This window comes from Micromonospora sp. KC207, assembly GCF_004348615.1.
Lineage (GTDB): Bacteria > Actinomycetota > Actinomycetes > Mycobacteriales > Micromonosporaceae > Micromonospora.
The window spans coordinates 1-21,751 of record NZ_SMKJ01000091.1; the positions used below are offsets into that span (position 1 = coordinate 1).

Below are 21,751 nucleotides of genomic sequence, written 5' to 3' on the forward strand. Positions count from 1 at the left end.
GCACCACCGCCGACTCGTGCGCGACTACGAAGCCCGACCCGACAACTCCGCCAGCATGATCACCATCGCCATGATCGACAACCTCGCCAAACGGCTCACCACCGAAACCACCCCAACCTGGCGATACGACTAAACCCACATAGCTGACAAAATACGTGAATCAGACGTCCTCTGAGGGACGGCTGCCCGGGACAGATCGCTCTTCCAAGTCTGGTCAGCGCTCGCTCCGGGCGAGTTGCTCAGCCAGCCGCTCACCTTCGACGTCAACGTTCGGCAGGATCCTGTCCAGCCACCTCGGCAGCGACCACGCGGACCTGCCGAGCAGCGACAGCGCAGCCGGGACGATGGTCATGCGGACCAGCAGGGCATCGACGGCGACGCCGAACGCGAGGGCGAACCCGAGCGACTTGATGATGATGTCTTCGGCGAGGACGAAGCCCGCGAAGACGCTCATCATGATCAGTGCTGCGGCGGTGACGGCCCGGGCACCGTGTTTCAGGCCGGACACGATGGCCTCGTCCGGGGCGGCGCCGTGCACGAACTGCTCCCGGGCCCGGATGATCAGGAACAATTCGTAGTCCATGGCCAGGCCGAACAGGATGCCGATCAAGAAGATCGGGATGAAGCTGACGATCGGGCCGGTCGACGCGACGCCGAAGACGCCGGCCAGGTTGCCCTGCTGGAAGATGAAGACCAGGGCGCCGAACGATGCGGCCACCGACAACAGGAACCCCACCGTCGCCTTGATCGGCACCAGAACGCTGCGGAACACCACCATCAGCAGGATGAACGTGAGGCCGACCACGACGGACAGGTAGGGCAGCAGCGCGTCGTTGATCTTCTCCGACACGTCGATGTCGACCGCGGTCCGGCCGGTGACGGCCAGGGTCGCGCCGCCGGTGGCCGCGGTGAAGTCCGCCTGCCGGGCCCGCAGGTCGTGCACGAGCTTCTTGGTCTCTTCGCTGGTGGGGCCGCTGTGGGGAATGACGTTGAAGGTGGCGGTGTCGCCGGCCTGGTTCGGCTTCGCCGCGGTGACGAGAACCACGCCCTCGAGACCGGAGATGAGCTTCTGTGCCCGCTCGCCCGCGGAGGTGACCGTGCCGGCGGCGGCCTCGACCACGATGAGCAGGGGACCGTTGATGCCCGCCCCGAAGCCCTCGGAGAGCTGGTCGTACGCCTTGCGCTGGGTGGACGCGGGGGACGCGGTGCTGTCGTCGGGCAGAGCCAGCTTCAGGCCGAGTCCGGGGATCGCGACGACACCGACGGCGATGACCGACAGAATCAGCGCCGGGATGCGGTGCCTGATCACGCCGCGGGCCCAGCGCTCGCCGTACGGGGTCTTGGTGGGTTGGTTGTCCTTGCCGTTGCGCTGGGCCCTGGGCAGGACTTTGCGGCCGGCGAAGCCCAGCAGGGCAGGCAGCAGCGACAGGTTGATCACGACGGCGACGGCGACGGCGGCTGCGGCTGCGACGCCCATGGCGGCCAGGAACGGGATCCCGATCACCGCGAGCGCGGCCAAGGCGATGATGACGGTCAGGCCGGCGAAGACCACGGCGGACCCGGCGGCGCTCACGGCGCGGCCGGCGGCCTCTTCGCCTTCGCGGCCGGCGGCGAGTTCGTAGCGGTAGCGCGACAGGATGAACAGTGCGTAGTCGATGCCGACGGCCAGGCCCAGCATGGTGGCGAGGTCGGCGGTGTTCGAGGTCAGGTCGAGGAAGCCGGTGGTGGTCTCGATGCCGAGCATGCCGATGGCGACACCGATGACTGCGGTGAGCACGGGCAGGCCTGCGGCGATGAGTGAGCCGAAGGTGATGAGCAGAACGACGGCGGCCACGAGGATGCCGAGTGCCTCGGTGGCATTGTCGGCTTCGGCCTGCTCGGTGACTTCTCCGGAGTATTCGACGCCGAGTCCGGCGTGTCGTGCGGTGTCGCCGGCGGCGAGCAGTGCCGCGCGGGAGGTCGCGTTCACCTCGGTCGCGTCCACCGCGTAGGAGACGTTGGCGTAGGCGGTCTTCCCGTCCTGTGCGATCGTTCCGGCCTGGTACGGGTCGGCGACCGTCGTGACCTGGGGTACCTTGCGCAGAGTGGCGATTGTGGCCTGCACGGCGGCCTGCTGATCCCGGCCGGTCAGCGTGGCATCGTCGGAGACGGTGAACACCACCTTCGCCGAGGCGGTGTCCCCGCCCTCGCGGAACTTGTCCGCCACCACATCCAACGCCTGCAGCGACTCGGTGCCGGGGATGGACAACTCGTCACTGGTCGGCCCGGACAGGTGGGCTGCCCCCACGCCGAACAGGCCCAGGAGAAGCACCCACACGACCAGCGTCAGCCGACGGCGCCGGAACGAGTATCGCCCCAAGCGATACAAAATGGTCGCCACGAATGTCCTCCGTCGGTCGTGTGGCCCCGGTTCAGGAGCGGTTTCACGATCGCGGCCGGCACCGGGTCACGTCGTCCCGCCAACGCAGGCGTCCAGGTACTGCGAACGCAGTAATCACGCGGCGTAGTGCTACCGCGGGAACAGGTCGATAGAAACGGCTCACCGCACTACCGTCGTGATCATGTACGCGGCAATCAGCCAGTGGAGGCCCCGGTACCTGGACCGCTACCGCGGCCCGCTGGGCGATGTGGTGCTGGCGACAGCCGGGGGCGCACTGGTGCTGTATCTGGGCCCGACTCCGGTACACGGTGGTACGGCGCTGCTGGCGGCAGTGTGCGCTGTGCTGATCCTGGCGCGCCGCCGGCATCCCGTGCCGGTCCTGCTGGCTGCCAGCGCGGTCTTCATACTCACCATCGCGCTGAGCCGCCCACCGGACGGGATGTTCATCGTGGCGGGCCTGCTGACGTACTCCGCCGGGCTGGCCAGCCCGCTTCGCAGGCCCTGGGTCTACGCATCCCTCATGTGGGGCTCGCTCATGCTCACCGGTTCGGTGGTGTACCTCGCCGACTGGTGGAACGCGGACCAGTTCACCACGTTCGCGATCATCTTCGGTGGCGCCGCGGCGGGAGACGCTATCCGGATGCGCCGGGCGTACATCGTGGAGGTGACCGAGCGGGCCAGACAGGCGGAGATGAACCGCGAGGAGGAGACCCGCCGCCGAGTGATGGACGAGCGGCTGCGCATCGCCCGGGAGTTGCACGACGTCGTCGCCCACCACATCACGGTGATCAGCGTGCACGCCGGCGCCGCCAACCACGTGCTGCGCAACGAACCGGACAAGGTGTGGCCCCGTGCTCGGGCACATCCGCACCGCTGCCGACACCGTGCTGGAGGAGATCAAGTCGGTGATCAGTGTGCTCCGTGATCCGGAGGAGGCCCGCAGCACCGAACCGGCACCCGGCGTGGAACGCCTGCAGGAACTGCTGGCCGGGCTGCGCGCCATGGGATTCGCCGTACGGCACCGACAGCGCGGCGAGCCCCGGCCGCTGCCGGCGGTGGTGAACCTGGCCGCGTACCGCATCGTGCAAGAGGCGTTGACCAATTCCCACCGCTACGGCGACGGCGACGCCACCCTGGATCTGGAGTACACCATCGATACCGTGAGCATCGAGGTCACCAACCGAATGGCCGTGTCCGGCGGTCGCCGGCCCGGCTCCGGCTTCGGCTTCGGCCTGCTCGGCATGCAGGAACGAGCTGCGGCTGCACACGGCAGCATCGTCGCCGGACCGGTTGACGGCGGCCTATTCTGCGTTCGTGCCGAGTTGCCCACCGATGAACGGGCGGTCAACCGCCTCAACCGCCACGCCCCGCAGCTGCCCGTACATCCGCCCGTCGCCCTGAGGGACATGTGACGTGAGCATCCGCGTTCTGTTGGCCGACGACCAGGCGCTCATCCGCGCAGGTTTCAGAATGATCATCGATGCGGAGCCGGGGCTGGAGGTCGTCGGCGAGGCCGCCGACGGCCGTGAAGCCGTCGACCTGTGCCACCGGGGCCGGGTCGACGTCGTTCTGATGGACATCCGCATGCCGTGCCTGGACGGCATCGAGGCGACCCGCCGCATCGGCGCCGACGAGCGTCTCGCCGACGTGCGGGTGCTGGTGCTCACCACGTTCGACAACGACGACAACGTGATCTACGCCCTCCAGGCCGGGGCGAGCGGCTTCCTGGGCAAGAACGTGGCGCCCAGCGATCTGGTCAACGCCATCCGGGTGGTCGCCGGCGGAGAGGCACTGCTGTCACCGCGGGCCACCAGCGGGCTGATCAGCCGGCTGATCCATCACCTCCAGCCGCCAGTGAGGAAGCTCCCGGAGCTCGAGCTGGTCACCGGTCGGGAGAAAGAAATCCTGCTCCTGGTCGCGCACGGGCTGTCCAACGACGCCATCGCCGAACGGCTCTACCTGTCTCCGCTGACGGTCAAGACGCACATCAACCGCACGATGATCAAGTTGAACGCGCGCGACCGGGCCCAACTGGTGGTCTTCGCCTACCAGCACCACATGGTCAGGCCCGGCGACACCCTGCCCGAGAACTGAGGACACGGACGCGGCGGCCACCTGAGCGATCTTCACCCGGCCGGTGGCGTCGCGGCGCAGCCGGTCCAGCGCCTTGCGCTGGGTGGCGCGGCTGTCAGGCGGCTGCGGCGTTCACTGGTGCCTCCACTCCCACGTGCGCGCTGTTCCATCAGCTGCTCCACAGTCCGCAGGCCCAACTGGACGAGCAGGCCCAGCTGACCGCCGAGAGCGGGAACACGACAGCCGCATCAGCACCGATCACGGTGCACCGGCCCGGATTCCGCTCAACGCGTCATCGGTGACCTCCACACCGGTGGCCCGGCCAGCAGCCACGAGCACCCTGCGGGCGTCCACGGTCGACACGTCGGCGAGCGCGACTCGCAGCGTCGCGGCGTCGATCCGGTCGACGGCAACCACGGTTCCGCTGCGACCCTGCCACCGCCCTGCCCGACCTCGGCCCACCCGATCTCCAGCAACGTCTGCGGTGCGATACCTTCGCGCCCGAGGTATTGACCCGTAAGGAATGCGAGACAGAGCCGAAATCGACACGCTCCCGAGCCGGAGGAACCGGGTGACACGCGGTCGCGTGCCACCCGGTGGTGGCCTTACCGAGGCACCCAGGCACTTTCGGGCGTGAACCCCCCGAAGTCCGGCAGGGAGCTATTGCCAGGGACTTCGAAGGCCCCCCCGACACAGTCATCGTTCATAAACATCGCAGCACTCCGACTGTTGGTGTTGATCGCGGAACGCGCACGGTCTCCCCAACCGGCGTCCACCAGACTTACGCATGTGCCGGGCGATACCAGAGAGCTCACGGTGAGACGCTCACCGGTGAAGTTGGTGCCCTCGAACAGGCAGAGCGTGTTAGTGAATGGGCAGGCGTCAGCGGCTGGCGTGCTACGTGCGGCGGGGCCCTGACTCGCCGCGGCAGGGGCCGAGGCAGTACCCAGAACCGCTGCCAGGAGGCCGACCACCACCAAGGTGTGTGGCAGCCGCCGAACGGTGGGTAGAACGGACTGAATCATCATCCCAATACCTTTCCCTGCACTGATTGGTCTCGATGCCGCACCTTCGGCTGCGGTGGCGCGGACGGATGACGAACCCGGGTCGGGCGGGTTCAAGCCGAGCGAAGACGCTCGGAGGTTCGCCTTCCAACGGAAGGTGGGCGTCATGTCGCTGAGGGATTGCGTTCAGTGTTGAGCGCGGGTGACGCCTGATCGAGTGCAAGGCCACCGTCTGAGAAAGTCGAGCCGTCCACTGACGATTGCTGAGGGTAGGAGTACGCGCCGGGCCGAGCGTTTGCGGTGTCGGTAAATCAGGACTTGCACCAATTGCTCCACTATCATCGATAGTAGTAGATGTTTTGGCGAGTTGCAACTTCTGTTGATCTCCGGGGTGAGCAGAACGGGTTTGGAGTCGATCTCCTCGGACGCGGAGCACGCGCTGGCGACGACGAACCCGGCCGAGCTGGCCGAGGGCGACGAGGAGGACGACCACCCCTCGACGCCCTGGGCTCCGTTCTCGCGTCACCGCCACCGGCGCCCAGCCCCACATCCGGGCCGGGCACCGGTTCCGTTCTGTCGTCCGCGATCGACCTGCATACCCAGCTCAACTCACCGGACAGGGAACGTCTCGGCGCCTGGCTGGCCGCCCTCGACCGGCCCCGGCCCGGGGAACCGGCCCTTTGAGGCCCGTGACGGCTTGATTGAGCACCGTCCCGTCTGGTTACGAGCGGTGCCGGCGCTGGTGCCGGCCCCGTTGGCGTCGAGGCACTTTGTGCCGCCGAACACGGTCAACCGCCTGTCCGCCGTGTACGTCCAGCGCTGCCCGGTGGCCGCGCCACAGTCCCACAACTGCACCTGCGTACCGTTGCTGGTGGTCGAGTTCGGCACGTCCACGCACCGCCCGGACTGGCCACTGACGACCTGTTGCCCGGTCAGCGGCGGCGTGTCCTGCGGCGGCAACACCTTGATGTCGCGCGCCGGGTCGCGGTGTCGGTTCGCCGCGGTGTCGTCCTGCCGTACGGACGTGAAAGGGCCGGCCCCGGTGGGGCCGGCCCTTTCTGGTGGGTCAGGAGGTGGCGTAGCCGCGGGTGGCGATCCAGTCGGCGAGGTGGTCGATGGTGATCCAGTAGCTGGCCTGGTCGGGGTTGGCCGAGTCGGCGATCTTCACGGTGTCGCCGTTGTCGCGGTAGCCGACGACGCTGATGTAGTGGCCGCCGGCGAAGGAGTGGCTGACGCCGTCGGTGTCGGTGGTGGTGCCGGCGATGTTGGCCACCACGGCCCGGCCGTCGTCGACGGTGCGGACGATGTCGGCGCGCAGGGTCTTGGTCTGCTTGTCGTCGGCCTTGCCGGTGCGGATCTCGACGCTGCGGTAGGCGTCGGCCTTGCCGGTCTCCTTGTTCAGCACGGGGGTGATGTCGTTGATGGAGTTGGTGCCGGCCTCGGTGGTGCCCATCTGCTTGGCCATGGTGTCGACGTCGATGTTCTTGCCCTGCACGCTCAGGGCGTTGCGGGCGGCGGCGGGGCCGCAGTAGTAGAAGTTGGGCTGCGCCTCGTAGCGCACGTCGAGCTCGCGGTCGCCGGCCGGGCGGCGCTCGGCCTGCACGGTGGCGGCCCGCTCGGCCGGGGTGGCCTGCGCGGCCAGCGCGGGGCCGGCGATCCCACCGGCGGTGGCGGCGATACCGGCAACGGTCAGGGCGGTCCTACGAATCAGATCGGTACGCATGATCAGCGTGCTCCTCTGCTCGGGGGAAAAGACGGCGCCACCAAGGGGGCGGCGACACCGCGAACACATCAAGAAAAGGGGGAGACGACCCTGCGGGCCAGAAGACCGGCGGTCGTATGCCAGATACAACGCCCCGACCCCCGGCCCGATTCCACCGCCACGGTGACCCAACCCACCGGACACCGTCTGACGAAACGGACACCCGCCCCGATCGGGGGGCGAGGTGACTCCAGCGGCGGCGAGTATCCGTCGGTGAGGTGGCCAGCGCGCCATGGCGATGGCTAATGCGGCGTCGGCGGCGCTGGGGAGGAAAGCGGCGGGATACCGGCACCGAACAGGTAGGCCGTTGGTCCTCGAACCACGCGCGGGTCCGGCAGCCCATCGTGAACCAAAGGAGTAGTTGCCGAGCGACGTCGGGATCGGTGCGGGCCACGATCATCATCGCCTCGACCTCCGTGACGGCTTCGGCCCAGCCCGTCGAAGTACTGACCGACCCTGACCGGCTGCGCGCTGTCCTGCCGTTCACCGAGGTACTGGGCCCGGCGAGCCTGGCCTACCTCAATGAGTGTGACCTCCAACCGGCCGAACTCGACACGGTCGATGCGGTACCCCGAGGACATGCCGATCTCGCTGCGACTCGGACACCGACTCGGACGCGAGCCTGGCGAGCATCTGCCGCATGGCGTCCCGGTTCATGAGCGCGACCCGCTCGAACGAGGTCCGTCGGTCCATCGCGACAAGGCAGCGCAGCGCCTCTACGTCGTCCATCAGCTCGAGGATTTTCGCCGCCGCCGGTGGGTCCATTTGGGCCAACGATCTGCCGGCTAGGTCCGGAACGAGGGGGCTAAGGTAGGCCGTCGCGGCGCTGGCGCCCATGGCCTGGAGCAGCGTCGTGGCGATGTCCGAGTCCATCATCCGCAGGAAGGACACCGCCCGCTCCACCCCCATCGCGCCGAGCCGCTTGACCGCGGCGTGGACGTCGAGGGCAGCAACGAGGTGCGCGGCGGGTGCGGGCTCGATCCGGGATAGCAAGGTGGCGGCCCGGTCGGCAGGGAGTGCCTCCAACAGCTCCGCCGCGTCGACGACCGGCATCGACTTGATCCGCCGCGCGGCCAGTTCGATCGGCATCTGCATGAAGAGCCGCTTCAGCCGCTCCTGGGTGGGGGCCCGATTCCCGCGCGGTGGCTGCGGGATACAGGGTAGAGGCTCAGCGGTGGCGGGTGTTGTTCGACGGCCTGATGCGCGACCGCGACGCCGTGAACGCCGCGCTTACGCTTCCCTACAGCAACGGCCCCACCGAAGGCGTCAACACCAAGACCAAACGGATCGCACGCCAGATGCACGGACGAGCAGGTTTCACCCTGCTCCGCCACCGCATCCTCCTCGGATAGCAGCACCCTCCGTCACCACCGAATGTGAGACAGGGCCGAAATCGCCACACTCCCCATTCGTTTCGGCTGACACCCGCCCGACCCGGTAGAGTGAGGCCGGTTCGCTACCGAACCTGGGGCCGCCGTATCCGCTGCAGGGCGGTTCGGCTCCGCCAATTGGAAAGGACGGACGATGGCCGGAGCTGCTGCGGCGGTGAAGCCGCAGATCACTTTTGGCAAGTTCCAGAATGTCGATCTCCGGGTGGCACGGATCTTGTCGGCGCCGATGGCCGAGAACACGCGCTTCCCGTGCCGGATGATCGAGTTGGATCTCGGCCCGTTGGGCAAACGCGTCTCGGTCGGCCAGTACGCGCTGATCGGCGAGGACGAGCTGGTCGGTGCGAACGTGGTGGCGTGCGTCAATCTCGGTGAGCGCGAAATGGGCCCGTACGTGTCGCAGGCGCTGGTGCTGGGGGCCCCGCATCCGGCGAGCCCCGAGGGGCAGGCCCAGGCGATCCCGATCGTGGTTGCCGGTGACGCCGTTCCCGGGGACGCCATCTACTGACGCGTCGCCGGTTCCCTGACGTCCGTGCCGTCGCGGCCGACCACCGCCAGCCCGGCGACGATGGCCGCCATCCCGGTGAGGGTCCAGAGGGTGGCCTCCTCGCCGAGGACGAAGATGCCGAGTGCGCTCGCCATCAACGGTTCGGCGAGGCCGATGGCGGTGGCCGACGACACCGCTGTGGTCCGGAGGCCACGGATCCACAGCAGGTACGGCACCGCCGTCGCGCCGATGCCCAGCCAAAGGGTGACGCCGATCCCGTTCCACGCGGTCAGCCACGTGAAGTCGTCACCGGCGGAGAGCGCGACGATCGGCAGACAGGCGAAACCGAAGAAGGTGCCGACCACGACCCGCCCGTTGACCCCACGGGAGAGCAGCATCCGTCCGGCCACCGTGTACGTCGAGTACGCGGCTGCGGCTGCCAGCGCGTACAGCACCCCGGAGAGCCGGACCAGCGCCGCGCCGCCGGGAACGGAGAGCAGCGCCAGTCCGGCGACGGTCATCGCGGTCCCGACCGCCCAGACGCGGGTGAGCCTTTCCTTGATCGCCAGGCCGAGCAGGCCCGTGATCAACGGCGCGCAGCCGATCGCGATCAGGGTCCCAGTGGCGACGCCCGTACTGCGCACGGCGGAGAAGAACAGCGCCTGGTAGGCGGCGACCGAACCGATCCCGACCACGGTGAGCGCCCAGGTGGAGCGGGTCCAACAGGCGGCCATCCCGGCGGTCCCGCCGTGGGCCAGGGCCCACGCCAGCAGGATCAGTCCGCCCGTGCAGAGCCGGGCGGTGGCTATGCCGAGCGCGGACGCCTCGGGCGGCGCGAGTACCTGGGTGGCACCGGTGGTGCCCCACAACACGGCGGCGACCAGTACCAGGAGGGCCCCCTGCCGGCTGGCGTCGGGAATCGGGGTGATCTGCCGGTCCGGACCGGCGTAGGAGGATGCGGTTTGATGATCCATAGCGGGTGCCTGCTGTCTCTTGTACCGGAGCCATTGAACGGATCTTGAACCTGTAGTACCTTCAACACCGCCTCACTCTGGGTGGAGGTGGTAGGCGCGGAAAGTAGTCCTCAATGATGCATCTGTGAGTGACCGATAAGTCTGGAACCGATGTTCGATCTTCGGCGACTCCGCCTGCTTTCTCATTTCGCCTCTCTGGGCACGGTCAGTGCGGTCGCAAAATCGGCGCAGCTGACTCCCTCTGCGGTATCCCAGCAGCTTGCGACCCTGGAGAAAGAAATTGGCATGCCGTTGCTGGAGCGCAAGGGCCGTCAACTGACCCTGACTGAGGCCGGGCGGGCGCTGGTCAGCAGCGCCGAGCGCATCTTCGCCGAGGTGGAGCGGGCCAAGACCGAGCTCACGCATCTGCGGGACGGCGTCGAAGGTGCCGTGCAGTTGGCATCCTTTCCGAGCGTCTCCCGACTGGCGGTCCCGCAGGCCCTCGCGTTCTGCGTGAACGAGGGACGCCCGGTCGAGATCGGCCTGCACGAGATGGAGGCCCACGAGAGCCTGCCGGCGTTGCGCCGTGGAGAAATCGACCTCGCCCTGGTCGACGAGTACGACCCGTCGCCGGCGCTGGTCGAGCCCGGGACCGAGTTCACCCCCTTGTTCAGTGAACAGATGTATCTCGTCCTCCCGACGAAACACCCACTCGCCCGGCCGGCCCTTCCCATGACCGCGTACGCGGCCGAGCCGTGGCTGACCTGCCAGGTGGGCACTCTGTGCCACGCGGCCATGGTCAGCGCCTGCGTCGGCGCCGGGTTCACGCCCGAGATCGCGTACATGAGCAACGACTTCACCATCATGCTGGCCATGATCGAGGCCGGTCTGGGCATCGGGCTCGTGCCAGCGATCACCATCGCCCAGACCCGGTACGACGTGCGGTGCCTGGTGCTGGCCGAGCGCCCGTTGCGCCGACGGATCTCGGTGGCGGTGCGCAGCGCCGCCCGCAGCCGGCCCACACTGCGGCGGCTGATCAACGCGTTCACTGCGGTCACCGCCAATCTCGACGACACGGTCAGGCTCGGCACTACCGGTGCGGGCCCGGCTGACGGTGGGCGGGTGACGGCGCTGCACCATTGACCGCCTCGGCGGCGCAGGCGAGCGCCAACTCGTCCAGTACGGTCCGTAGGTGCGTACGGAGGCGACGCACCGACGACTCGTCCAGCCCGTCGGCGGGCGAGGGGACCCAGCTCAGCCACACGGCGAGCTGGTCGTTAAGGACCACGGCCGACACCTCCACCGGGTAGGGCCGCTCGGCACGTGGAGAGCGTGCTTCCCACGGCACGGGCGTGCCGTCGGGCCGGAACCGGTCGCCGGGCGGGCCGAGGTCACCCCGGCCCAGGTAGTTGAAGCAGACCAGAGCTGGCGGCGTCGCCCGGAGTGCCGCCGCCGTCCCCGGGTCGCCGGCGTGACGGCGGAGGACGCCGTAGCCGGTACCGCCGTGCGGCACCGCCGCCAACGCCGCCCGCGCGAGGGCCAACTCGGTGGCCAGGTCGGTCGACGGCGCGCTGGGCCAGGCGACCGGGAAGACGGCGGTGAACCACCCGATCACCCTGTCCAGTTGCGGCCACCGGTGCCGGCCGTGGGTCTCCAGGTCGAACGTCACGGCCCCGTCCGGACGCCAGCGGGCCAGCGCAAGCCCGACGGCCGCCGCCATCACGTCGTGGACGCACATGCCGAGCCGGACCAGAGCCGGACCGAGCAACTGCCGGGTCGTCGCGGCCGGGACCCGGAACGTCAGGAGCTCTCCGGCCTGCTCGGGCCGGGCCGGGCCGCGCGCCGCCAGGCTCGGTGCCGCCCCCCGCAGGCGCACAACGGAGAGCCAGTAGGCCGCCTCGTGCAGGTCCGTGCCGAGTGTCGGCAGGGCTTCGACCCAGCCCTGGAAGGTCTCCGCCTGCGCCGGCAGCGAGGGTTCCTCACCACGTTCCAGGGCCTCCAGCGCGACCACCAGGTCGTCGAGGAGCACGTGCCAGGAGACGATGTCGACGACGAGGTGGTGGATCGCGACGACGAGGTACGTGGCGTCACCCTCCCGGTCGTGGACCAGCAGCGCCCGCAGGTGGTCACCGGTGGAAGGGTCGAGGGACCGGTGCAGCCGGTCGACGGCGGCGTCGCGCTCGGCGGTGCCGGTCACGTCGAGGGTGCGTACCAGCCGGTCGGAGGTGATCCCGTCGGTGGGCACCATCCGCACCCCGGTCCCGTCGTCGACAAACCGGACGCGTAGGGCGGGGTGTGCCGTCACAAGGGCCCGGAGCGCGGCCTCCAGGTGCGCTGGGGCGAGCGGCCGGAGCACGCGGAGCCGCACGAACATGTTCCAGTACGTCCGGTCCGTGTGGACCCGTTCGGTGAACCACTCGTGTACCGGAGCCGCAGCCGTCGGGGCCGTGGCCGGGCGGGTGCCGCCGGTCTCCGGCATCACCGGCCGGGCCGGGGACCTGCCCAGGTGCGCGACCAGGTCCGCCAGCACCGGGTGGGACAGGAACTCGGCCACGGAGACCGGTACGCCGGCCCGGCGTAGCCGGGCCACCACCCGCATGGCGAGGAGGGAGTCGCCCCCCTCGTGCAGGAAGTGGCTGTCGTTCGTCGGTGGCGGGCCACCCAGCGCCTCAGTGAAGCACCGGCGGACCAGTTCCGCCATCGGGGTGTCCTGCCGCAGCGGGGTGACCGGTCGGCCCCCGGGCGACCGGGGGGCGGGGGCCGACGGGTGCAGCCGGGCCAGGGCCAGCCGGTCGGTCTTTCCGTTGGACAACAGGGGGATCCTCGCCACCGGCACGAGATGGGCGGGGACCATGCGTCCGGGCAACCACGCCGCGAGCGCGGTACGCAGGCCCGTGGTGGTGCGGTGACCCGTCGGGTCGAACTCCACGAAGGCCGACAGTTCCGGCGCCCCGTCCGGGTCACGTTCCCGTACGGTGACCGCCACCGCGCGGACGCCCGGCACACCGAGGATGGCGGATTCCACCTCGCCGAGTTCGATCCGCTGTCCTGCGATCTTGATCTGGTCGTCGACCCGGCCCAGGTAGAGCAGGTCTCCGCCGGGCAGGCGGCGGACCAGGTCACCGGTGCGGTAGACCCGGTCGGTCCGTCCCCCACCGAGGTCGACGTGGTGGAACCGTTCCCGGGTGCGTTCGTCGTCGTTCAGGTAGCCGTCCGCCAGGCTCTCCCCGCCGATGTGCAGCTCACCGGTTTGACCGTCGGGCGCCAGCCGTCCGGCGTCGTCCAGGATGTAGCACCGGACGTTGTCCAGCGGCCGTCCGATTGGGACGGTGGCCTGCTCCGCCAGGATGGCCGCGTTCTCGGGCACCGCCCGGTAGGCGGTCGCGTACGCGGTCTCGGTCGGGCCGTAGAAGTTGTAGAGCGGTTCCCGGCGGACGCTGTGGAAGGCCCGTTGCAGCGCGACCGGCAGCTTCTCGCCGGTGCTCATCACCGCCCGCAGGGACGTGTTCCGGACGAACGCCCCGGTTTCCGTCAACGCCCGGAGCTGCGCCGGGACGGTGTGCAGGACGGTGACCCGGTAGTTGTCGACGGTCGCCGCGAGCAGGTCGGGATCACCCTCGGCACCGGGGGGCGCGACGACCAGACAGGCCCCGGCGGCCAGGGTGGAGAACATCTCGTACGCGCTCACGTCGAAGGTCAGCGGCGTCTTGAGCACGAGGGTGTCGTCGGGCCGCAGACCGAAGGTGCGCACGCAGGCGCGGACGTTGTTCGCGACCGCACGCTGGCTGAGCCGCACGCCCTTCGGGGTTCCGGTGGAGCCCGAGGTGTAGAGGATGTGTGCGGTGCCGTCGGGGGTGTCGTCGCTCGACGACGGGGCGTCCGTCGTGGACGCCTCGGCCTCCAAGAGCAGGTCGTCGAGGGCGACGTCCTCCCCGGGGCCGGGTGGTGCGGTGTGCCCACCGGCGGTGACCAGGAGGTGGACGCCGCTGTGCCGGCGGACGTACGCCAGCCGCCTGGCCGGGTGGCCGGGGTCCAGCGGGACGTAGGCCGCACCCCGGCGCAGGACCGCGAGGATGAGCGCCACGCACTCGGCCGACCGGGGCAGCAGCAGCCCGACCCGGGTGCCGGGGCCCACCCCGCGTTCGCGCAGCGCGCCGGCCAGCCGACCGACCCGCCGGTCCAGCTCGGTGTAGGTCCAGTTCTGTCCCTGGCTGCGCAGGGCACAGCGGTCGGGATGGGCCTCCACGCTTCTCCGCAGCAGCGTGTCGACCGTCCCACCGGTCGGCGTCTCGTTGCCAGGCACGGCCCAACCTCCTGCATATCTGCGTGATTCGGGGCTCATCAACCGTCGTCCGGCAATTGTAGGGGGCTTGCCCCATTGATCGACCTGTCATTTGGCGCAGAATCGCTACAAGCTCGATGTAGAAATTCTTAATTGATTTACGCCATCGATGCAGATAAAAATACTGGAGTCGCCTGGCGGTCAGTGTGCCCAGAATGACGGGGAGTAGGGGTAGCGGCGGCTTTTTGGTTCCGCCACTCCGAGCAGCGGGCACCTCGCAGCGCAGCGATCCGGTTGCTGGTTCTGCTCAGTCGGTTGGTTCTGCTCGAACATCCGTTTTGGTTAGGGGAGATCCATGTCATCTACCGACCAGTTCGCCGACACGATTACATATCGCTCGGACTGGTACCGCGAGTACCGCCATCTTCGCGGAGTCGACGAGGTCAAGAAGCGTCTGGAACGCGACGCCCTGTTCCACGCGCTCGCCGAGCGCGGACAGCTCACCGGCCGGATGCTCGACGTGGGCACCGCCACGGGCCGGTACCCGATGCTGTTCGCCCGCGCTGGATGGCGCAGCGTCGGCTTGGACGTCGCGGACGCGGCGGTCGCCATGGCCCGGGAGGAACTGCGCCGGTCCGACATCACCGACCGGGTGGAGCTGGTCTGTGGGGACATCCGTACCGTCAGGTTTCCGGAGCAGAGCTTCGATCTCGCGACCTTCATGATGGGCACGTTCGCTCACATCCCGGACGCCGACCGGATCGACACGCTGGCCACCGTCCACGGCCTCCTCGCCCCCGGCGGATGTGTGGTGATCTCGAACTGGAACACCTCGTGGCCGGACGGACGGATGCTGTCGCTCTACGGGTCCGCCGACCGCGAATGGCTGCTGCGGGCTACGCCGGCGCCCCAGGAGACTGCGGCGATGCTGACCGCCGCCGGTTTCGGCACGGTCGACGTGCAGTACTTCTGCCCGTTCACCGACGCGCAGATCGACCACTGGATCGGTTCGCACGAGGACTCGCCCGACCGTATCCAGGCATACATGCTGAACAACAACATCTCGCCCCCCGGCCAGATGTACCTCGTCGCGGGGGTTAAGGACGCTGCGGGGGCCGGGGAATGACCGCCGAACCGACCCTGGCGTGGGACGACGGAGCCATCGTCACGGTGGACCAGACCGCTCTGCCGCACCGCCGGAACGTTCTGCGCATCACCACGGTGGACGAACTGATCGACGCGATCGCACGACTCGCGATCCGGGGAGCCCCGGCGCTGGGGATCGCGGGCGCCCTGGGCGTCGCGTTGTCCGCATACCGGCACGGGGCGGACGAGCCGGTACGGAGGGACGCCGCGCGCCTGGCCGCGGCCCGGCCGACGGCGGTCAACCTGGCCTGGGGGGTCGACCGTGCCCTGAGCCGGCTGGCCGAGGGCGCCGACGCGGTACTCGCCGAAGCCACCGCACTCGCCGAAGAGGACGAGCGGGTCAACCGGGCCGCGTCGTCCCGGGCCGCGGATCTCCTCCGGGGACTCTGCCCCCGGCCACGGCTGCGGATCCTGACCCACTGCCACACCGGGCGGCTGGCCACCGGCGGGGTGGGTACGGCGCTGGGTGCCGTACACCACCTCGCCGGGCACGGCCAGGTCGAGATGGTCTTCGCCACTGAAACCCGACCGCTGCTCCAGGGGGCCCGCCTGACCGTGTGGGAGCTGCGCGACGCCGCCATACCCCATCGGCTCCTGGTGGACTCGGCGGCGGCGAGCGCGCTGGCCGCCGGCCTGGTGGACTGCGTCGTGGTCGGTGCCGACCGGATCGCCGCCAACGGCGACGTCGCCAACAAGATCGGAACGTACCCGTTGGCCGTCGCGGCGGCCCGCCACCGCGTGCCGTTCGTGGTCGTCGCGCCGGAGTCGACCATCGACGAGGGAACGCCCGGCGGGGCCGCGATATCGATCGAGCAGCGGCCGGGCGACGAGGTGACCTCCATCGCCGGCGTCGATACCACCTGCGCCGGCACACAGGTGTTCAACCCGGCCTTCGACGTCACGCCGAGGGATCTGGTCACCGCGATCGTGACCGAGGACCGCATCTGGTACCCCGCCGACCCGGGCACCGGTGACCTGGCGGACCGGATCGACCGGCTCGCCACGGTGGTCGAGGACTTCCCCCGGCCCGGGGTGCGGTTCCGTGACCTGGCCGGTGTCTACGCGCAGCCGGCGACGCTCGGGGCGGCGGCCCACGCCCTAGCAGCCGCGTACCGGGACGCGTTCAGCCACGTCGTCGCGGTCGAGGCACGCGGCTTCATGGTAGGCACCGCGGTCGCGCTGGCCGCGGGAAAGCCGCTGGTCCTGGTCCGGAAGGCCGGCAAGCTACCCGGCCCGTTGCGGTCGGTGAAGTACGACCTGGAGTACGGCGAGGACGTGCTGGAGATGCAGGAGTCCGCGGTGCCACCGGACGGGCGGGCGCTGATCGTGGACGACGTGCTGGCCACCGGCGGCACCCTGGCCGCGGTGGCGAAGCTGGTCACCGAGAGCGGCGCCGCGGTGGCCGGGTTCGGCGTGCTGCTGGAGCTGGCCGGGCTGGGCGGAGTCCGTCGACTGCACCCCCACCGGTTGGTCGCGCTCCGGACCGACCGGTCATGACGGCGCACCCCGTGGACGTCGTCTCCACCGCCCCGTACGGCGCCGCTGCGGACCCGTACGACGCCGCCGTCGGGCTGAGCGCGACGGCACGGGCCCTCTACGAGCGGGGCTGGATGCCTGGCACCTCGGGCAACGTCTCGGTTCGGTCCGGAGCCGACGCGGTCCTGATCACCGCCAGCGGGCTGGGCAAGGGGCGGCTCACCTCCGCCGACACTGTGCTCGTCCGGGCCGACACCGGTGCGCCGGTGCGGCCCGGCTCGCCCCGGCCCTCCGCCGAGACCTGCATCCACCTGGCCGTCTACCGGGCTTTCCCGACGGTCGGGGCGGTGGTGCACGCCCATCCGCCGTACGCGACCGCGCTGGCGAGCCGCAGGTCCCGGGCCGGAGGCGAACCGGTGCGCTTCACCGACCTGGAGTTGATCAAGGGAATGGGTCGGTCGTACCTGGACAGCATCGAGATCCCCCTGTTCGCCAACTGGCCTGAGGTGCCCCGGATCGCGGCGGAGGTCGGTGACCACTTCGCCCGCCCGGCGACCGACCCCGCACCCGCGCTGCTCATCACCCACCACGGCGCGACCACCTGGGGAGCCGACCTGGCCGAGGCGAGCGACCGCCTCGAGTGCCTCGAAGCGCTCTGCCAGCTCGCCCTCCTCATCGGCGACTGACAGACACCCATCGGACGGCAGCGATTCAGTGAGGGAGAACACCATGACACTGCTGCAGATCATGCCCGACGACGACGCCCGGACGGTGCTGGAGCGCACCGACCGGCCCGACGAGATCCGCGAGGCCCTCAGCCCGCTCAACGTGGAGTTCGAGCAGTGGGAACTCGGTCGGAAGGTGGCCCCGGACGCCTCGCCCGACCACGTTCTCGCCGCCTACCGGCCGGAGGTGGACCGGATCTGCGCCCAGGGCGGGTTCCGGCTCGTCGACGTCGTACGGATGAAGCCCCACGAGACCGACCCGCAGTGGCCGGACAAGGCCCACGCGGCGCGGACGAAGTTCCTCTCGGAACACACCCACGACGAGGACGAGGTGCGGTTTTTCGTCGAAGGGTCCGGCTGCTTCTACCTGCACGTGCACGCGAAGGTGTACGCGGTGGTGTGCGAGGCGGGCGACCTGCTCTGGGTGCCGCGGGGCACGTCGCACTGGTTCGACATGGGTGGCCGGCCGGAGTTCACCGCCATCCGGTTCTTTGAGGAGGAGGACGGCTGGATCGGCGACTTCCTGCCGCACAGCATCGCCAGCGGGTTCCCCAGCCTGGACCAGCTGCGCACGGCCCGGCTGCCATGAGCCGCGCAGTCGTCCTTGACGTGGAGGGCACCACCAGCTCGATCGGCTACGTGCACGACCAGCTATTCCCGTACGCGTCCCGGGTGTTGGGGTCCTGGGCGGCGACCCACGGCGGCGAGCCGGCGGTCGCCGACGCGCTGCGGTCCGCAGCCAGGATCGCCGACCGGCCCGACGCCGGTCGGGACGAGATCGTCGACATCCTGCGGGACTGGATCCGGCGAGACGCCAAGCTCGCGCCCCTGAAGACCATCCAGGGGCTGATCTGGCAGGACGCCCTCGCTAGCGGCGCGCTCGTGTCGCACGTGTACGACGACGTGCCACGGGCCCTCCGGGCGTGGACGGCGCGGGGGTGGACCGTGCACATCTTCTCGTCCGGGTCGGTGGCCGCGCAGCGGGCGTGGTTCCGGCACAGCCCGCACGGCGACCTGCTGCCGTACCTCACCGGGTTCTTCGACCTGGAGAACGGCGGCGCCAAGCGGGAACCGGACTCGTACCGTTCGATCGCCCGGTCGATTGGCACCGACCCGGCCTCGATCGTGTTCCTGTCCGACGTGGCCGCCGAGCTGGACGCGGCCCGGGCGGCGGGCTGGCACACCGTCGCGGTCCAGCGGGACGACACGCCGCCGTTGGGCGGCGACCATCCGGTCGTCACTACCTTCGACCAGCTCGACCTGCGGGACGACCTGACCGGCGGGCCGCTGCCGGTGGGCCACGGCCTGCCGACCGCGCAATCCGGTGCCGGGGGGCCGCGATGATCCGGGTGCCCGCATGTCCGACCGGCACCGGCACCGGCTCGGGCACGACGATCTTCACCGAGATGACCGCGCTGGCGCAGCGGACCGGGGCGGTCAACCTCGGGCAGGGCTTCCCGGACACCGACGGCCCGCCGGCCATGCTGGAGGCGGCCCGGACCGCCATCGCGGCGGGCGCGAACCAGTACCCGCCACTGGCCGGGCTTGCCGAACTGCGGGAGGCGATCGCCGCCCAGCGGGCCCTGCGCTACGGCACCCACTACGACCCGGACACCGAGGTCCTGGTGACGACGGGAGCAACCGAGGCCCTGGCGGCGGCCTTGCTGGCACACTGCGTGCCGGACGACGAGGTCATCGTCTTCGAGCCGTACTACGACTCGTACGCCGCCAGCATCGCCCTGGCGCGGGGTCGGCGACGGGTCGTACCGATGCGTCCCGACGCCACCGGCCGGTTCGGGTTCGACCCCGGCGACCTGTCGGCCGCGGTTTCGCGCCGCTCCCGGGTACTGCTGCTGAACAGTCCGCACAACCCCACCGGCAGCGTGTTCGACGCCGAGGAGCTGGCCGCCATCGCCGACTGCTGCCGGCGCAACGACATGGTCGCCGTCACCGACGAGGTCTACGAGTACCTGACCTACGACGGTGCCGTGCACACCCCGCTCGCCACCCTGCCGGGGATGCGGGAACGGACGCTGTCCATCTCGTCGGCGGGGAAGACGTTCAGCGCCACCGGCTGGAAGGTCGGCTGGGTGTGCGGTCCAGCCCATCTGGTCGAGCCGGTGCGGCGGGTCAAGCAGTACCTGACCTTCGCCTCGGGCACCGCCTTCCAGGTCGCGGTGGCGCAGGCACTCGGAACCCAGCAGCCTTGGGTGCGGGCCCAGGCGGCGCGGTTGCAGGCCAACCGGGACCGGTTGCGGGCCAGTCTGGTGACCACCGGTCTGACCCCGTACGCATGCCAGGGAACGTACTTCCTACAGGCCGACATCCGACCCCTCGGTACGGCGGACGGCATCCGCTTCTGCCGGGAGCTGCCGCACCGGGCCGGGGTCGCCGCGATCCCCAGCGCCGTGTTCTACGACGACCCCGCCGACGGGCTGCCGATCGTCCGCTTCGTGTTCTGCAAGGAGCCGGAGGTGTTGGACGAGGTGGCGCGCAGACTGGCCGGCCTCACAACGCCGTACCACCAGGAGGCAGTATGACCACGCAGGCACGACCTGACGTCGGGATCATCGGCGGCACCGGGTTCTACGCGCTGCTTGCGGAGAGCGAACAGATCACGGTCGACACCCCGTTCGGCCCACCGAGCGGTCCGGTGACGGTGGGCGAGGTGGGCGGCAGGACGGTCGCCTTCCTCGCCCGGCACGGTGCCGACCACCGCTTTCCCCCACACAAGATCAACTATCGTGCCAACATCTGGGCGCTGCGCGCCGCCGGGGTACGTCAGGTCCTCGCACCCTGTGCCGTCGGCTCGCTCCTGCCCGAACTGGGGCCGGGCAGCCTGGTGGTGCCGGACCAGATCGTGGACCGTACCTCCGGGCGGCAGCGGACCTACTACGACTCGGGCGCGGTACACGTCTCGTTCGCCGATCCGTACTGCTCCGTCGGTCGGGAGACCGTGCTGAAGACCGCCCGTGAGTACGGCAGCCCGGTGACCGACGGAGGGACCACCGTGGTGATCGACGGACCGCGCTTCTCCAGCCGGGCCGAATCGCGGTGGTACGCCCGGCAGGGGTGGTCGCTGGTCAACATGACCGGCCAGCCCGAGGCGACCCTGGCCCGGGAACTCGCCCTGTGCTACACCTCCATCGCCCTGGTGACCGACCTGGACGCCGGCCTCGCCCCCGGCGACGAGGTCCAGCAGCAGGACGTCTTCCAGGTCTTCGCCGAGAACGTCGAACGGTTGCGGGCACTCCTGCTCCGGGTGGTCGATGCGCTGCCCCGGACGCCCGCCTGCCGGTGCGGTGCGACGCTGGAGGGCATCGATCTCCCGTTCGAGCCGGCCTGAGCGGGGGACCGGTGTCCGACCTGCTGGCCCGTCTGGAACGGCTGCCGTTCTCCCGACCACACCTGACCCTGCTCGCCATGGGAGGCCTCGGGCTCACCTTCGACGGCCTCGACGTCGCCACCGTCGCCTTCGTCCTGCCCTCGATCACCGAGGAGTGGCAGCTCAGCAGCGGCCAGACCGGTCTGGTGGGAAGTTCCACGCTCATCGGATTCTTCTTCGGTGCCCTCGGTGCCGGCATCATCGCCGACCGGATCGGCCGGCGTCGGGTGATGATGTGGGCGCTGGCCGTGTTCTGCCTGGCCACCCTGATCGCGGCGGCCTCTCCCAACTGGGAGTTCTTCTTCCTGGCCCGGTTAGTCGCCGGCATCGGCACCGGGGCCGAGTCGGCGATCATCCCGGCGTTCCTCTCCGAGTTCGTCCCCGGACGACTCCGTGGCCGGTTCATCGGTGCGCTCGCCGGCTTCTTCTCCTTCGGGTACGTCGGTGCCGCTCTGCTGGCCCGGTGGATCGTCCCGATGGGGCCGGAGGGATGGCGCGTGCTCCACGTGGTCGCGACCGTGCCCATCGTCCTGTTGCTGTGGTGGCGTCGGTCCGTGCCGGAGTCACCCCGTTTCCTGCTCGCCCAGGGGCGGACCGACGAGGCCCGCGCCGTGGTCGAGGCGATCGAACGGCAGGCAGCGCGGTCGGCCGCCATCCGGCCGCCATCCCCCGCCGCCCCGTCACCCACCG

General features: G+C 69.9%; 21 protein-coding genes and 2 pseudogenes. 15 read left to right on the forward strand and 8 right to left on the reverse strand.

Translation table 11 applies throughout. The features are described from left to right. Positions 1 to 133 (forward strand): annotated as a pseudogene (locus tag E1258_RS13985) (IS5/IS1182 family transposase); the annotation flags it as partial. 81 nt (positions 134 to 214) lie between these two features. Here E1258_RS13985 and E1258_RS13990 read toward each other — a convergent pair. Then, positions 215 to 2,380: an MMPL family transporter gene (locus tag E1258_RS13990; protein WP_132400532.1), complete on the reverse strand. Its 2,166-nt coding sequence runs from the start codon at positions 2,378 to 2,380 to the stop codon at positions 215 to 217. Between the two features lie 181 nt (positions 2,381 to 2,561). Between E1258_RS13990 and E1258_RS13995 the strand changes: the two genes are divergently transcribed. Genes E1258_RS13995 through E1258_RS14005 form a run of 3 tightly spaced genes read left to right on the forward strand, consistent with a single transcriptional unit; the run spans position 2,562 to position 4,474 of the window. Next, positions 2,562 to 3,305: a histidine kinase gene (locus E1258_RS13995; protein WP_132400535.1), complete on the forward strand. Its 744-nt coding sequence runs from the start codon at positions 2,562 to 2,564 to the stop codon at positions 3,303 to 3,305. After that, positions 3,232 to 3,792: a sensor histidine kinase gene (locus E1258_RS14000; protein WP_132400538.1), complete on the forward strand. Its 561-nt coding sequence runs from the start codon at positions 3,232 to 3,234 to the stop codon at positions 3,790 to 3,792. Before E1258_RS13995 ends, E1258_RS14000 begins: the two co-directional genes overlap by 74 nt. 1 nt (position 3,793) lies before the next feature. Then, positions 3,794 to 4,474 (forward strand): response regulator transcription factor, encoded by a 681-nt coding sequence (locus E1258_RS14005; protein WP_132400541.1) that lies wholly within the window; start codon positions 3,794 to 3,796, stop codon positions 4,472 to 4,474. Positions 4,475 to 4,711: 237 nt separating this feature from the next. Here the strand turns inward: E1258_RS14005 and E1258_RS33310 are convergent, their stop codons facing one another. The 5 genes from E1258_RS33310 to E1258_RS14025 form a co-directional block, all read right to left on the reverse strand. Further along, positions 4,712 to 4,870 carry a hypothetical protein gene (locus tag E1258_RS33310; RefSeq protein WP_165949761.1) on the reverse strand — a complete coding sequence of 53 codons (159 nt, stop codon included), beginning with the start codon at positions 4,868 to 4,870 and terminating at the stop codon, positions 4,712 to 4,714. Positions 4,871 to 5,058: 188 nt separating this feature from the next. Next, positions 5,059 to 5,625, reverse strand: coding sequence for a peptidase inhibitor family I36 protein (locus E1258_RS35870; protein ID WP_132400544.1), 567 nt, complete (start codon positions 5,623 to 5,625; stop codon positions 5,059 to 5,061). A gap of 441 nt (positions 5,626 to 6,066) precedes the next feature. Next, complete coding sequence (locus E1258_RS35875) at positions 6,067 to 6,420, reverse strand: ricin-type beta-trefoil lectin domain protein (RefSeq protein ID WP_371688613.1); 354 nt, start codon at positions 6,418 to 6,420, stop codon at positions 6,067 to 6,069. 103 nt (positions 6,421 to 6,523) lie between these two features. Further along, positions 6,524 to 7,180, reverse strand: coding sequence for a C39 family peptidase (locus tag E1258_RS14020; protein ID WP_132400550.1), 657 nt, complete (start codon positions 7,178 to 7,180; stop codon positions 6,524 to 6,526). Positions 7,181 to 7,738: 558 nt separating this feature from the next. Then, the gene (locus tag E1258_RS14025) at positions 7,739 to 8,314 is read right to left on the reverse strand and encodes a magnesium transporter MgtE N-terminal domain-containing protein (protein ID WP_132400553.1); all 576 of its coding nucleotides are present in this window, start codon (positions 8,312 to 8,314) and stop codon (positions 7,739 to 7,741) included. 98 nt (positions 8,315 to 8,412) lie between these two features. Between E1258_RS14025 and E1258_RS14030 the strand changes: the two are divergent. Both E1258_RS14030 and E1258_RS14035 read left to right on the forward strand, forming a co-directional pair. Next, a pseudogene (locus E1258_RS14030) lies at positions 8,413 to 8,571 on the forward strand (transposase); the annotation flags it as partial. A 172-nt stretch (positions 8,572 to 8,743) separates the two neighbouring features. Then, positions 8,744 to 9,115, forward strand: a complete 372-nt coding sequence (locus tag E1258_RS14035) for a tRNA-binding protein (RefSeq protein ID WP_132400556.1) — start codon at positions 8,744 to 8,746, stop codon at positions 9,113 to 9,115. On the opposite strand, the gene E1258_RS14040 is transcribed toward E1258_RS14035, so the two are convergent. Next, positions 9,109 to 10,068, reverse strand: coding sequence for a DMT family transporter (locus E1258_RS14040; protein ID WP_132400559.1), 960 nt, complete (start codon positions 10,066 to 10,068; stop codon positions 9,109 to 9,111). The two genes, E1258_RS14035 and E1258_RS14040, sit on opposite strands and share 7 nt — an antisense overlap. A 150-nt stretch (positions 10,069 to 10,218) precedes the next feature. Here E1258_RS14040 and E1258_RS14045 point away from each other — a divergent pair, with 150 nt between their 5' ends. After that, a complete protein-coding gene (locus E1258_RS14045; protein ID WP_132400562.1) occupies positions 10,219 to 11,190 on the forward strand; it encodes a LysR family transcriptional regulator in 972 nt (323 codons plus the stop codon). Here E1258_RS14045 and E1258_RS14050 read toward each other — a convergent pair. Continuing rightward, a complete protein-coding gene (locus E1258_RS14050; RefSeq protein ID WP_165949763.1) occupies positions 11,138 to 14,350 on the reverse strand; it encodes a non-ribosomal peptide synthetase in 3,213 nt (1,070 codons plus the stop codon). The two genes, E1258_RS14045 and E1258_RS14050, sit on opposite strands and share 53 nt — an antisense overlap. A gap of 334 nt (positions 14,351 to 14,684) precedes the next feature. Between E1258_RS14050 and E1258_RS14055 the strand changes: the two genes are divergently transcribed. The 8 genes from E1258_RS14055 to E1258_RS14090 all read left to right on the forward strand — a co-directional run. Further along, the gene (locus E1258_RS14055) at positions 14,685 to 15,455 is read left to right on the forward strand and encodes a bifunctional 2-polyprenyl-6-hydroxyphenol methylase/3-demethylubiquinol 3-O-methyltransferase UbiG (RefSeq protein WP_132400568.1); all 771 of its coding nucleotides are present in this window, start codon (positions 14,685 to 14,687) and stop codon (positions 15,453 to 15,455) included. Next, positions 15,452 to 16,972 (forward strand): S-methyl-5-thioribose-1-phosphate isomerase, encoded by a 1,521-nt coding sequence (gene mtnA, locus E1258_RS34790; RefSeq protein ID WP_243715439.1) that lies wholly within the window; start codon positions 15,452 to 15,454, stop codon positions 16,970 to 16,972. The genes E1258_RS14055 and mtnA overlap by 4 nt, the downstream gene beginning before the upstream one ends. Next, on the forward strand, positions 16,969 to 17,637 hold the full coding sequence (mtnB, locus tag E1258_RS14065) for a methylthioribulose 1-phosphate dehydratase (protein ID WP_132400571.1): 669 nt from the start codon (positions 16,969 to 16,971) through the stop codon (positions 17,635 to 17,637). The genes mtnA and mtnB overlap by 4 nt, the downstream gene beginning before the upstream one ends. 43 nt (positions 17,638 to 17,680) lie before the next feature. Further along, positions 17,681 to 18,265: an acireductone dioxygenase gene (locus E1258_RS14070; RefSeq protein ID WP_132400574.1), complete on the forward strand. Its 585-nt coding sequence runs from the start codon at positions 17,681 to 17,683 to the stop codon at positions 18,263 to 18,265. Beyond that, positions 18,262 to 19,020 carry an acireductone synthase gene (gene mtnC / locus E1258_RS14075; RefSeq protein WP_132400577.1) on the forward strand — a complete coding sequence of 253 codons (759 nt, stop codon included), beginning with the start codon at positions 18,262 to 18,264 and terminating at the stop codon, positions 19,018 to 19,020. Before E1258_RS14070 ends, mtnC begins: the two co-directional genes overlap by 4 nt. A 5-nt stretch (positions 19,021 to 19,025) precedes the next feature. After that, positions 19,026 to 20,216, forward strand: coding sequence for a pyridoxal phosphate-dependent aminotransferase (locus tag E1258_RS14080; protein WP_256370997.1), 1,191 nt, complete (start codon positions 19,026 to 19,028; stop codon positions 20,214 to 20,216). After that, a complete protein-coding gene (locus tag E1258_RS14085) occupies positions 20,213 to 21,022 on the forward strand; it encodes an S-methyl-5'-thioadenosine phosphorylase (RefSeq protein WP_132400583.1) in 810 nt (269 codons plus the stop codon). The genes E1258_RS14080 and E1258_RS14085 overlap by 4 nt, the downstream gene beginning before the upstream one ends. An 11-nt stretch (positions 21,023 to 21,033) precedes the next feature. After that, positions 21,034 to 21,751, forward strand: a 718-nt coding sequence (locus E1258_RS14090; RefSeq protein WP_207919553.1) for an MFS transporter, incomplete at its 3' end; no start/stop codon positions are given.